General features: G+C 41.6%; 9 protein-coding genes. 4 read left to right on the forward strand and 5 right to left on the reverse strand.

Annotated features, from left to right (window positions below; translation table 11 throughout):
- Window positions 1-16: 16 nt before the first annotated feature.
- The 4 genes from HMPREF9009_RS06060 to HMPREF9009_RS06075 all read right to left on the reverse strand — a co-directional run bounded on the left by HMPREF9009_RS06060 (window position 17) and on the right by HMPREF9009_RS06075 (window position 7,423).
- Window positions 17-1,651 (reverse strand): RagB/SusD family nutrient uptake outer membrane protein, encoded by a 1,635-nt coding sequence (locus tag HMPREF9009_RS06060; protein ID WP_022199327.1) that lies wholly within the window; start codon window positions 1,649-1,651, stop codon window positions 17-19.
- Window positions 1,652-1,663: 12 nt separating this feature from the next.
- Window positions 1,664-4,813: a SusC/RagA family TonB-linked outer membrane protein gene (locus HMPREF9009_RS06065; RefSeq protein WP_049701710.1), complete on the reverse strand. Its 3,150-nt coding sequence runs from the start codon at window positions 4,811-4,813 to the stop codon at window positions 1,664-1,666.
- A gap of 168 nt (window positions 4,814-4,981) precedes the next feature.
- Window positions 4,982-6,169, reverse strand: a complete 1,188-nt coding sequence (locus HMPREF9009_RS06070; RefSeq protein ID WP_049701711.1) for an alpha/beta hydrolase family protein — start codon at window positions 6,167-6,169, stop codon at window positions 4,982-4,984.
- 108 nt (window positions 6,170-6,277) lie between these two features.
- Entirely contained in the window at window positions 6,278-7,423 is a 1,146-nt protein-coding gene (locus HMPREF9009_RS06075) for an AraC family transcriptional regulator (RefSeq protein ID WP_004314068.1), read from the reverse strand.
- Window positions 7,424-7,655: 232 nt separating this feature from the next.
- Here HMPREF9009_RS06075 and HMPREF9009_RS06080 point away from each other — a divergent pair, with 232 nt between their 5' ends.
- The 3 genes from HMPREF9009_RS06080 to HMPREF9009_RS06090 all read left to right on the forward strand — a co-directional run bounded on the left by HMPREF9009_RS06080 (window position 7,656) and on the right by HMPREF9009_RS06090 (window position 10,433).
- Window positions 7,656-8,162: an HU family DNA-binding protein gene (locus HMPREF9009_RS06080; protein ID WP_004314067.1), complete on the forward strand. Its 507-nt coding sequence runs from the start codon at window positions 7,656-7,658 to the stop codon at window positions 8,160-8,162.
- A 103-nt stretch (window positions 8,163-8,265) separates the two neighbouring features.
- Window positions 8,266-9,807, forward strand: a complete 1,542-nt coding sequence (locus HMPREF9009_RS06085; protein WP_049701712.1) for a glycine--tRNA ligase — start codon at window positions 8,266-8,268, stop codon at window positions 9,805-9,807.
- Between the two features lie 11 nt (window positions 9,808-9,818).
- Complete coding sequence (locus HMPREF9009_RS06090; protein ID WP_049701713.1) at window positions 9,819-10,433, forward strand: FKBP-type peptidyl-prolyl cis-trans isomerase; 615 nt, start codon at window positions 9,819-9,821, stop codon at window positions 10,431-10,433.
- A gap of 351 nt (window positions 10,434-10,784) precedes the next feature.
- Here the strand turns inward: HMPREF9009_RS06090 and HMPREF9009_RS06095 are convergent, their stop codons facing one another.
- A complete protein-coding gene (locus HMPREF9009_RS06095) occupies window positions 10,785-11,819 on the reverse strand; it encodes a LacI family DNA-binding transcriptional regulator (protein ID WP_049701714.1) in 1,035 nt (344 codons plus the stop codon).
- A 179-nt stretch (window positions 11,820-11,998) separates the two neighbouring features.
- Between HMPREF9009_RS06095 and HMPREF9009_RS06100 the strand changes: the two genes are divergently transcribed.
- The gene (locus HMPREF9009_RS06100) at window positions 11,999-12,931 is read left to right on the forward strand and encodes an aldo/keto reductase (protein ID WP_004309617.1); all 933 of its coding nucleotides are present in this window, start codon (window positions 11,999-12,001) and stop codon (window positions 12,929-12,931) included.
- The last annotated feature ends 2 nt before the right edge of the window (window positions 12,932-12,933 follow it).

Below are 12,933 nucleotides of genomic sequence, written 5' to 3' on the forward strand. Positions count from 1 at the left end.
TCTAAGAGTTTTATTGTTATTTCCATTCATCATATTGCTCAATCAATGAGTTATTCTTCAATTCTTCAGACGGTACAGGAAGGACATATAATTTCTTTATAAACTTGCGGTCCTGTCCGTCGCAATCAACATATTCGTATGTATTGGTAGCACCAATGATTTTAAAGCCATGTGTGCGATAGTTGTTGTATTCAATATGGGCTAATTCCCAACGACGCATATCCCAGAATAAATGCCCTTCATAGGCTAGTTCAACCTTTCTTTCATTTCTGTAATCTTTGAACCAAGCCTCGCCTGTAGAGGATTTACCCGGTAAATTTACTTTTACTCTGGCGCGTACCTCATTCATTGCACTTTGGGCTTCCCCGATCTTATTGAGTCGATAAGCTGCTTCCGCTTTGTTCAATAAAACTTCTGCATAGCGAATTTCAACCCACGGTTGGGCGCTTTTCCCATTTTTGACGTCTGTCAGCGTTTCATCTAACAATTTCCTTAAAAAATAACCGGTTGTGGTTTTGCCGTATGAAGTACCCTGTTCCCGGTAAGGCATAAACACACCATTCTTTCCGTCAAGGCTGCAATCCATCTTTTTCCCTTTCCAGGTACATCCTCTATAGATTACAGTTGCGGCGAAGCGAGGTTCCAGTTGGTCGTATGGAGGAGTTTCATCAGTAATGCCATGCCAGGGTGTCCAGTCTATCTTTTCTCCATTTTTGCTTTCATAACATTCTACCATTTCCTGGGTAGGAGTTCCTGTTGAACCATTGTCATAACCATCACATTGTGGTACATAATACCGGTCGAAAAGATGATTAGGCCCGTTGGCAGCATCATAATCAAACTCCAGAATCGCTTCTTTATTATTCCCTTTCCATGCATCTTCATATTTGTCCGTCAGACCATATAGTTTGAGTGCAATTACATTATTAGCAGCATCATAGGCATCCTGCCAACGTTTGGCATATAACATTGCTCTCGATTTCAGAGCATAGGCTGCTCCTTTGGTGATACGCCCTTTATTTGCCGCATCCCATTCCTTGGGTAAATTATTGGCTGCAAAATCAAGATCGTCGGCTATGAATTGCCAGGTTTCTTCAGCACTGCTGCGGGCTTTATTAGTTGATACTGGCAGATCGTCATACAAGATGACACCTCCATGCCTTTTGGCTAACTGGAAATATACAAATGCACGGAAAAAGCGTACTTGAGCTTCCCAAAGCTTATTTCTATCTGCTGAAAATTCGGAATATTTTCTTTGTAGAGATAGAAATTGGTTTGTTTCTCGGATCTGTTTGTATGCTGTTGAACGTAGCCAGATACTGTATAGACAGTTATCCGGAGAGATAGCATCCGGTGTAAGTACATAAAGATTAGGATGGCCGGCTCTGTGTCCTAGCGTATATGAACCATACTTAAATGCGTCAGTCAGACTTTCTGTAAAACTTCCGTAGAATTGGGCCTCCCCGAATTGACCGTAATCATGCAGGAGGGGATAGAAACTATTCACATATTTGTCAACCTGGGTTTCATCTTGCCAGATGATTTCATCACTAACGGTAGTCGTTTGTTTTACTTCATCCAGCCAGTCGTTGCACGAACTTAAAGTCAGCAACACAAAGAAGAGTGATATATTAATAGATAACTTTTTCATATAGCGTATATTTTAGAATGTGATTTTAGCTCCAAGTGTATAAGTCCTTTGTTGCGGATAATATCCATTGTTTACAGCTGGAGATTCCGGGTCGATGTTGTACTTGGACACAGCGCTGAAAGTCAGAAGATTGTATCCCTCAACATAGAGGCGAAGAGCTTCCACTCCCAATGGACTCAACCATTTTTTAGGGAAATTGTATCCTATTTGCGCTGTTTTTATTCTCAAATAGTTTCCGTTACGATACCAGAATGTGGAGGCCAGCCCGTTATTCAAACTTCTCGGATTGATTTCCAGACAAGGGAACTCTGCATTTGTATTTTCGGGTGTCCAGGAGTTTGCCACCAGATAGACTGGTGCATTGCCATTCTGATAGAATGGACGCGTGAAGGCCGTAGCGCTTTGGATTCCGGATGAACCGGTTGCCGTATATACTCCGGTTAATGCAACATCGCTGCCAAGCCCCCATGATGCCAAAATATCAAAATCGAATCCTTTCCAGTTACCAAATAAATTGAAAGAACCTGTGTGGGTCGGTCTTGAACTTTTACCTACATACCCCTGATCTTGATTGACGGTTATAATACCGTCTCCATTTCTATCCATATACTTGATATATCCGGGATAAGCCGGTCGGTCGGGCATGGTAGCGGAGTTGGCTATCTCTTCCTCACTCTGGAACAATCCTTGGGCAATGAATCCCATTTTCGAACCGATTTGCTTTCCGGTCAGTCGTCTGTATTCCGGTGTATTTTCAGAGTCACCTGCATATTTGAGCCATCTTCCGTATGCGTATGACCAGATTAATTTGGCTCCATAACTGAAACTTCCAATTCTGTTCTGATGTGTAAAAGTGACATCAAAACCCTTATAATCTGCTTTGTTTACGTTTGCAGTTGAAAAATAATAGCCTCCCATGGAAGGAGTGTGCGAACCGGTTACGGAAGATAATTTGTCATATTCATATTTATAAAAAGCATCCAGTTCCATTCCTAATAATCCATTCCATAAAGTTACATCTACTCCGATATTATAGTTGAGGCATTGCGCCCATGTCAAATTGGGATTTCCCAATACGGACGGATAGATAGCAGTTTGACTGGCTCCGCCTATTACTACAGAATTGGGGGATGTGCTCATCGTATTTCTCCATTGGAAAGGCTGGATACCGCTGGTTGCAGTTTTTCCGATACCTGCTCTTAATTTCAGATTGTCTACCCAAGTAGCATGAAACCATTTTTCATTATTGATTCTCCAGGCAAGAGAGAGACCGGGCAGGGTGACCCAGCGTTTGTTCATACCACCAAACAGATAACTACCATCGTGGCGTAGTGAAGCCTCCAAATAATATTTGTCAGCGTAATTGTAGTTCAAACGACCTACAAAACCGGCTACACGTGTCTGGCTGCTTCTCCCCGAAGGTATAGCAGGTTGCTCTTTCCCCTCTTTGGTGAATCCTGTGATTTGGTTCAACTCATCCAACTGAATGAAATCTAATCCGGTTCCCGTTACACCGAGATTGTTGCTATTACGTTCCCGTGTTTCGGCCAGCAATAATACTCCGATCGAGTGATCTCCAAATTTGTTATCATACGTGATACTGGTTTGCGTAGTGAACTCTTGGGCGCGTGATGCCGATTCGGATAATATAGGTGTATCTTTCAACACACTGTAGTCCTTATGGTAGGTGAGTGTGGTAGTGGCTGCATTAGGTAAATCCATAATCATGACTTCATTCGGCTTGGTCAACTGTTTAGTCATCCCATGAACTAAGTCGTACGCTCCCTGAAATTTTAAACTTAATCCTTTAAGCCAAGGTGTGTCGTATTTCAGACTGAAATTAGACTGCATATATGATTGGTTGGACCTGTTATATCCTGAATCGTATATGGATGCGATAGGAGCTACCGGAGAACCGGAAGTCGGGGTTGAAACATCGTATATTTTCCCATTATATTCATAAGTATCCTGTACATATGGCAAAGCATAGCATACCTGTTGGGGAATATTCATCCAATCATCCGGATCGGCAGAAAATTTGGGAGCATCCCGTTTTTCTATACGCCCCGAAACACCTAATGACAGACTAAGTCCTTTAGCCAACTGTGCGTCGATATTAGAACGAAGATTCATTCGACGGTATTTGAACTTATCTATATTTCCTTTTTCTTCCAGATAACCGATAGATGTGAAGAAACGAATCTTTTCACTTCCTCCTGATGCTGAAATATTATGATGTTGGCGAACACCGGTTCCATATACTTTATCGTACCAATTGGTATTTCCCCATCCGTCGACACCCTCGCGCATTTTGCGCACCATGTCGACAGTAAACACTTCCGTATCACCTTGTAGAAGACGGGCTTTATTGTACCAATAAGCATATCCCGGTCCATCGAGCCATTCTTGTTCTTCTGCATTCTGGCTGATACCCACAGTACCTGTATAGCTAATGGTGACTTTATCTGTTTGTCCCTTTTTGGTTGTGACAATGAATGCTCCATTTGCGTCCAGACCATAAACGGCTACGGCTGATGCATCCTTTAATACAGACACAGATTCTATTTCATTCGGATCGAGTCCGTTGAAGTCACTTGCGCTTCTTCTGATGCCGTCAATAACATAGATAATACCACTTTGCCCGCGTATGGACAAGGAGGCATTATCCGCACCGGGTTGTCCACTGGCTTGTACGGCGGAAATACCGGCAACACGTGCACCGATGATATTACTGATTCCCATGGTTGGGGCTTTAAGTATTTCTTTATCGGAGACAGTAGATATGGCGGCGGTCAGACTACCGCGCTTTTGAGTTCCATAGCCTACCACTACGATTTCATCCAGCGAGGAGACATCTTCTTTAAGAGTGATATTGATATTCGTCTTATTACCTACTTTGACTTCCTGGCTGACCATTCCGATATAGGAGAATACCAATACGTCATTCTTATGGGCATTAATGCTATATTTTCCGTCAACATTTGTAATGGTACCGACATTCGTTGCACCCTTGACAGCTACAGATACGCCAGGTAATGGTTCATCATTACCATCTTTCACAAACCCTTTTATTACTTCTTGTGCAAGACAATCGAGAGTGCACATTAAAAGAGTAATAAACAACGAGGTTACTAACCTTGGATTCCATCTGATTTTCTTCATTGCATGATAAGTTTTTAAATATTAGATCGTCGATTTGAAATTTTAATTTCTAACAATAGTCTCTTTAGACCGGTTAACTAGTTAATGATACAAAAGTATTCTGTTTCAAAGACATGCGCGGTGGCAAAAACGAAAAACTATCTTCAAAAAACGAAGAATAATACATTGTTAATCTTCTTTTGGCGTTTTTCTTTTTAAGAACCATTCGAAGAACTTATATATAGTTTCGTTTGATTCGGGAGTAGGATCATGCTTGGGCCTGTTCGTCATTGCCACTCGATGATGATAACCCAAAAGCCGGTTGACTGCGACAGAGTGATTTAATGGAATCCATCTGTCTACATTATCAGAATAACCTCCTGATACGAGAAATGGGCGAGGAGCCAATAAAGAATGGAGTTCATGTAAATCATGCCCCTCTTTACATAGTCTGGCATAGACACTTGTTGAAGAGTTATTGCCGTTGTTGCTCCAGATTTTTTTCCAGGGTGGGGGATAATACCCCAAGTACCAAGGTTCCCAATAATTGATATAATTATCTTTGGTTTCATCAAAGACGATACCCGGATCACTCCAGGCGGTGCAGGCAAACTTTTCGTATAAACAAGAAGCAAACATAGCCCATTTAGCACCGTAGGAGTGTCCCATGATACCAATTCGGGTAGAGTCGACACTTTCGACTCTGGCTAATACTTCCCAGGCATTGGCTGCCGCATAAGCAAGTACTGAAAGAGGTTGCATAGTGGAGTTGCTGATAGTCGGGTAATAGAGAGAGTAAGTCTTATCTTTGGTGGTCTGTTTAGTTCCTAATGAGAGAGTAACGAATCCTCTTTTGGTTAATTGGTAGGCGAAATCTCTATTAGCTTTTCCTCCCCATCCGATAGCTGTTTCCGGTTCGTAGAATACTGTGATAACGGCAGGATGTTTCCCTTTCTTATTTGGTTCCAGTAAATAGCCGTAAGTCTGTTCCAGAGGAGTCCAATAAAAACGCACTAAATGTTGTTTGAAATCTTCGCGTTCTGTGGTTTTTATAATCTCCAGTTTTTGATTGGTGATGATAGCCGGCCAATGACCGATCAGGTTCAACCATTTGTCTTTTATTTCTTTTCTTCGTTTTAGCCAGTCGTCTGCGTTTTTGACTGTATCTCCATTGTAAAATAAAAGAGGGTTGCGGTAAGTTCCAAATTTCTCCTGATACAGTGGTGGTGGGGTAAAGTAGGCGGATAGCTTCTCCCAGTTTCTTTTTGTCTGGTTAATCTCTAATCTTTTGCACCCCATTATTGAGGTGATCCCCCAATAAATAATAATAGGATAGATAATCGTTCTCGTTTTTCCTCTTATGGTATGTCTTTGCATAGTATTAATATCTAAAATGTATTTCGAAAGGTATGAAAACAAAGGTAGGTCATTCTCATGAATGATCTTAATGTCAAAACGAAAAACAGTCTTCAGAAAGCGTTTATTTTATCTTTGTCTAGTCTTTTTCTGCCGGTATTCAATAGGTGAACATCCTTTGAATTTCTTGAAAATCCGGGCAATGTTATTATAGTCTGTAAAGCCTACTTCCATTGCTAAATCGGCCAATGGACGGTCGGTTGTGAGCAGTAGATCTGCAAGATGATTACACCGGCAATTCAGAATATATTGGTATATAGAGGTATTCAGTGCGTTTTTGAATTTCACTTCGAAGTTTCTGCGGGATAGCGGAATGTTTGCAAGCAGAGACTCTATGGTCAAATCGGAGCTGTAATGTGAATCTATATATTTCACTACTTCGAGAATGTAAGGGTCTTTAATATTGTGTTTCTCCGTCGATTGGCGTAGTTCGATGCGGATGGGGTTGATAACAATATTGAAAGTGCCTTCATGTTCCTTCTTTATTTGTTGATGAATAAGTCTGCCGATAGAATAGCCTCCTCTTTCTACTTCGAGCTCTATGGATGAAATGGGAGGGTCGGAAATATTACACATCAGTTCGTCATTGTCCACGCCTAATAAAGCAATTTCTTCCGGAATAGGAATATTCGTCATTTTGCAAGTTTCAGAAATGAACAGGGCGTGCGCATCATCACAACAAAATAGAGCGACTGGCTTGGGGAGTTGCTGTAACCATTGGCTGACTTCCATCCTTATCTCATCTTCCTGTTTATCAGATTCGAAACTGAAAAATTCGCCTCCGATACGTTTCACTTCCTGCCGATACCCTTCGCAGCGTTCGTCAGACCAAACCACCCCTTTAACGCCGAAATAAGCAAAATTGCGAAACATTCTTTTGGCAAAAAACTGGGCTGCCATTCTTCCCGTTCCTTTATAATCACCTGTCAGATTAGAGTAAGTGACGCTCCGGTGATGGTAGTTTTGTAGTACTACTGGAATATTCAGCTCCTTCTGCAAATCGATCGTATCGTTATTCCACTGACCGATAATGGCGTCGGCTTTCCATTCTTTCGCCCATTTCAGAATGCCTTGTTCGCCATGCATTGTGCTATAATAAGAAGGTAGTCGGTAAAAGAGCCAGGGGCCGTTTTCTTTGGAGTATTGGACAAGTCCCCGTAGCAGTTTCCTGTCAAATTCGCTTGAATAGTCTATCAATAGAAGAATCTTAATCATAGTTCTATGTTTTTCTTTAGTATAATGTAGGGATGCACAAATATAGAAGAATTCTTTTGTTCTCTCGCAATAAAGACTTAATTTTGTTGCAGCCAACACTTATCTGACACCCGGGTCTCATGAGCACTGACACCCGGGTGTTGGTATGCTTGACACCCGGGTCTCAATGGTGTTGACACCCGGGTGTCAGATAGAACGCGAGTATAAACGAAAAAAGAAAGGAGTATAAACGATGGCAGTGCCTTATGTAGTGAGAAAAAAAGCCGATTTAACATCGGGAGAAAGAAAAGAATTATGGTATGGTGTACCCAAAAAACTGATAGATCCGATTCGGAATAGAGAATTTGCCGAGTACATGGAAAAACGGAGTGGATTTCATCGCGGGCAGATAGATGGTATATTGACGGAAATGGTTGATGCTATCCGTAGTCTGTTGTCTATCGGACAGCCGGTTACTATCGAAGGACTTGGCACATTCCATACGTCACTGACCAGTCCGGGATTTGAACGCCCCGAACAGGTAACCCCAGGAAAGGTGTCCGTTTCACGTGTCTATTTCGTGGCTTGTCCTGAATTTAGCCGGGAAGTGAAAAAGATGAAATGCATGCGTATTCCTTTTAATCTGTATATGCCCGAAGAGATGCTGACCAAAGAAATGAAGAAAGCGGACCGGGAGCAGGAGCGGGAAGAATATGACCGTATGGTGGCACCGGAAATCGAGGAAGAAGTTCAGGAATAAGATAAATTAATACCCTCCCTGTCTTATTTATGAGATAAATCCCTATCTTTGTGGCACTTTTTACGAAAAAAGCAAATTCAAATTAATAGATATAGAAAAGAAAATGGCACAAGAAGACGTTTTTAAGAAGCTTGTATCGCATTGCAAAGAGTATGGTTTCGTATTCCCTTCGAGCGATATCTACGACGGACTAGGCGCTGTGTATGACTACGGTCAGATGGGCGTTGAATTGAAAAATAACATCAAGAAATACTGGTGGGACAGCATGGTGCTGTTGCACGAGAACATTGTCGGTATCGACTCTGCCATCTTTATGCATCCTACTATCTGGAAGGCTTCCGGACACGTAGACGCATTCAATGACCCTTTGATTGACAATAAAGACTCTAAGAAACGTTATCGTGCTGACGTGTTGATCGAAGATCAGCTGGCTAAGTATGACGATAAAATCAATAAAGAAGTAGCGAAAGCTGCCAAGAGATTCGGCGAATCTTTTGATGAGGCTCAATTCCGTTCTACCAACGGACGTGTATTGGAGCATCAGGCAAAACGTGACGCACTTCACACTCGCTTTGCTAAAGCTCTGAACGACGGTAATCTGGAAGAATTGCGTCAGATCATTATTGATGAAGAAATCGTATGCCCGATCTCCGGTACAAAGAACTGGACAGAAGTTCGTCAGTTTAATCTGATGTTCTCTACTGAAATGGGTTCTACTTCCGAAGGATCCATGAAGATTTATCTTCGTCCGGAAACTGCACAGGGTATTTTTGTAAACTACCTCAATGTACAGAAGACGGGTCGTATGAAAGTTCCTTTCGGTATCGCACAGATTGGTAAGGCTTTCCGTAACGAGATCGTTGCCCGTCAGTTCATCTTCCGTATGCGTGAGTTCGAACAGATGGAAATGCAGTTCTTTGTAAAACCGGGAACTGAACTTGACTGGTTCAAGAAATGGAAAGAAATCCGTTTGAAATGGCATAAAGCTCTTGGATTCGGCGATGCAAGCTATCGTTATCACGATCACGATAAACTGGCTCACTACGCAAATGCCGCTACTGATATTGAATTCCTGATGCCGTTCGGATTCAAAGAAGTGGAAGGTATCCACTCTCGTACTAACTTCGACTTGTCTCAACATGAGAAGTTCTCCGGCAAGAGCATCAAATACTTCGATCCGGAACTGAACGAGTCTTATACTCCGTACGTAATCGAAACTTCTATCGGTGTTGACCGTATGTTCCTTAGCATCATGAGCGCATCTTATTGCGAAGAGCAATTGGAGAATGGTGAAAGCCGTGTGGTTCTGAAATTGCCTGCTGCTTTGGCTCCGGTGAAACTGGCGGTTATGCCGTTGGTAAAGAAAGACGGTCTGCCTGAAAAAGCCCGTGAGGTTATTGACAGCCTGAAGTTCCACTTCCATTGCCAATATGACGAAAAGGATAGTATCGGTAAGCGTTATCGCCGTCAGGATGCTATTGGTACTCCGTACTGTGTAACAGTCGATCATCAGACATTAGAAGATAACTGCGTGACATTGCGTAACCGCGATACCATGCAACAAGAGCGTGTAGCTATCTCTGAACTGAATAATATCATCGCAGACAGAGTAAGCATCACTTCTCTATTGAAAACTTTACAATAAACCTTTGACGAATGAGTAAAAAGATCTATTTATTCTCCATCCTATTGCTGGCTCTTGCATTCACTGCTTGCAGTGAAACGGAAGAGACGGGCAAATATGATAACTGGCAGGCACGTAATGAAGCTTTTATAGATTCAATAGCCAATGCTCATGCAAATACCGCTACACGTGGTCAGTTGGATTCTATTCATATGATTGCATATCCTGGAGTTCCTATCTATTTTAAAAAGAAAACTCCTGTGGGAGATGGGGTGATTCAAAATATTATCCCGCGGGCAACAGATGAGGTTACTGTATATTATAAAGGTTCTTATATCATTTGGGGTAATACTGGTGGTTATGTTGATAAACAAGATAACTTTATAGGGGAAGCGTTTGATGGCTCTTTTACTGAAGCGAATCCTAGCATTGATTTTTCAAGAACTGCGAACTTAACAATTAATGGGCTTGTGACTGGTTTGTCAGAGGTATTGCAACGAAGAAAAATTGGTGAACGTTTGGAAGTGTATGTTCCATGGAAATATGGTTATGGTAGTAGTGATTATACTCCAAAAGGTTCTTCGATTACTATTTTAGGTTATTCAACTTTAGTATTTGATATTCAAATGTTAAAGTGCGAAAAATAATCACTTATTATCATTTGGAATTTATTAAAATAAAGTTCCCTTATTCTAATCCTATTTCATCTATGGCAAAGGATAGAATAAGGGAGCTTATTATTAATATAGCATTGGTTTAGATATGATTTTTATTCTATGAATTATTTCTAAAACTGAAGTATTTCATATATTGTATTTCTACCAGGAGTAATACCATGGAAATTCTTATCTGCAGGTAAGTCATATCCTATAGGATTGTTCCATTTATCCCATACAATAGCTTGATTTGCATTCTTTTCATTTTCATCATCAATCCATAATCCTCATTGTCATGATGTCGTTTGACTACTCCTTATGTTTTGTTCCTTCTTGCTTATATTACAGAAGATTACATTTTTGATTTTTTATACTACTCTCCCTAATCTGCAAATGTGTTGGAATCGTCACCTGCTTGATAGTCTTATCTCCTTTTATCTGATCGATAAGTAGTTGGCAGGCAGTTTCTCCCATTTTATAGGTCTGATGTGATACTGCTGATAATTTCGGTTCCACATAATTAGCATGCTGCTCGTCTGTATACCCGATGATTGCCACATCATTCGGAATCCGGAGGCCGTGATTTTTGATAACTTCCATTGCTGCGAAAGCCAATGTGTCATTCATGGCAAGAATAGCATCCGGAGGCTGTGGAAGTGACAGTAAAGTTTCTGTGGCAATCTTGCCTTCCTCATAATCAATCTTCCGGCAGACTACCAACTCTTTTTCGATCGGAATACGATTTTCACGCAAGGCTTCCAGATAGCCATGTTTTCTTCTCTTTACAATATCCAGATGATTGGCTCCTCCGATAAAAGCTACCCGCTTACTTCCATTATCCAGAAGATGCTGTGTAGCTATCTGTGCGGATTGGGCCCCATCTGCTATCACCGATGAAAATTGGTCGGTCAGGCAAACACGGTCGAACAGGATAAGTGGCATATTAATGTCTTTCAAGGCGGAGATGTGGGAGAAATCGGTTGTTTCTTGAGACAGACAGGCGATGATGCCTTCCACACGCATATTGACCAGATTCTCGATATTTCTTTTTTCGTGCTCGTAAGACTCATGCGAGGTCGTGATAATCACGAAATACCCGTTGGCAATAGCCATATTCTCTATTCCATTCAGAATTGATGCAAAGAAATGAGTGACAATATCCGGAACGATCACTCCGATGATACGTGGCGCATTTTTCCGCAGGCTCATGGCAAAAGGGTTGGGACGGTAGTTCATCTCTTTGGCCAGTGCCTTTGCTTTGGCGCAAAGTTCACGGCTGATTTCCGGACTATCTTTTAGTGCCCTGGATACAGTAGGAATCGACACCCCCAATGCTTGGGCGAGATCTTTTAATGAAGTATGTTTCCGGTTTTCCATTTGAAAGTCTGCAACTTAGATTCTTTTTACAAAGAAAGCACATTCCCGGAAAATTAAAAGCATCTGAAGCAATATTTTTTACGTAAACCGTTACGTTGGTTTTTCGACCGCTCTCTGCTGCACTGAAACTATTACTGACCTATTTTTGTCGCATACAAAATGATTTAAAACCTAAAAGTATGCAATACCATGAAATCGGAAAGACAGGGATGAAAGTATCATCTCTTAGTTTTGGAGCTTCTTCTTTAGGAGGAGTTTTCCATGATTTGAAAGAAAAAGAAGGCATTCAGGCTGTGTTTACCGCTGTTGAGGCAGGAATGAACTTTATCGATGTGTCTCCTTATTACGGACATTATAAAGCGGAAACTGTTTTAGGAAAGGCACTTAAAGATCTTCCTCGCGACCGTTATTACCTTTCTACCAAAGTGGGACGTTATGGAAAAGATGGAGTGAATCTGTGGGATTACTCTGCAAAACGTGCGACAGAAAGTGTGTATGAGAGCATGGAACGTCTGAATATAGATTTTATCGATCTGATAAATGTACACGATGTGGAATTTGCCGATTTGAATCAGGTGGTTAATGAAACTCTGCCTGCTTTAGTCGAGCTGCGTGAAAAAGGTGTGGTAGGACACGTTGGAATTACCGACTTGCAACTCGAAAACTTGAAATGGGTAATCGACCATTCACCAAGCGGTACGATTGAATCTGTGCTTAGCTTCTGCCATTATTGCTTGTGTGATGATAAATTAGCAGACTTCCTGGACTACTTCGAATCCAAAGAAATCGGCGTGATTAATGCTTCTCCCCTTTCAATGGGACTGTTGAGTGAACGTGGCGTTCCTGCCTGGCATCCGGCTCCCAAACCCTTGGTAGAGGCTTGCCGTAAAGCAATGGAACATTGCAAAGCTAAGAATTATCCGATTGAGAAACTGGCTATGCAGTTCTCCGTCAGCAATCCCCGTATAGCAACGACTTTATTTAGTACAACTAATCCGGAGAATGTGAAAAAGAACATCGCTTTCATCGAAGAACCTATTGACTGGGAACTCGTTCGAGAAGTGCAGGAGATTATCGGAGAGCAGAAACGTGTAAGTTGGGCGAACTCATAAAA

Origin of the sequence: Bacteroides sp. 3_1_13, from assembly GCF_001185845.1 — a bacterium.
GTDB lineage: Bacteria > Bacteroidota > Bacteroidia > Bacteroidales > Bacteroidaceae > Bacteroides > Bacteroides xylanisolvens.

Coding starts and splice junctions, on each gene's coding strand:
- HMPREF9009_RS06080 (WP_004314067.1), top strand. CDS start 7,656: ATGGCAGTGCCTTATGTAGTGAGAAAAAAAGCCGATTTAACATCGGGA.
- HMPREF9009_RS06085 (WP_049701712.1), top strand. CDS start 8,266: ATGGCACAAGAAGACGTTTTTAAGAAGCTTGTATCGCATTGCAAAGAG.
- HMPREF9009_RS06060 (WP_022199327.1), bottom strand. CDS start 1,651: ATGAAAAAGTTATCTATTAATATATCACTCTTCTTTGTGTTGCTGACT.
- HMPREF9009_RS06090 (WP_049701713.1), top strand. CDS start 9,819: ATGAGTAAAAAGATCTATTTATTCTCCATCCTATTGCTGGCTCTTGCA.
- HMPREF9009_RS06095 (WP_049701714.1), bottom strand. CDS start 11,819: ATGGAAAACCGGAAACATACTTCATTAAAAGATCTCGCCCAAGCATTG.
- HMPREF9009_RS06070 (WP_049701711.1), bottom strand. CDS start 6,169: ATGCAAAGACATACCATAAGAGGAAAAACGAGAACGATTATCTATCCT.
- HMPREF9009_RS06100 (WP_004309617.1), top strand. CDS start 11,999: ATGCAATACCATGAAATCGGAAAGACAGGGATGAAAGTATCATCTCTT.
- HMPREF9009_RS06065 (WP_049701710.1), bottom strand. CDS start 4,813: ATGAAGAAAATCAGATGGAATCCAAGGTTAGTAACCTCGTTGTTTATT.
- HMPREF9009_RS06075 (WP_004314068.1), bottom strand. CDS start 7,423: ATGATTAAGATTCTTCTATTGATAGACTATTCAAGCGAATTTGACAGG.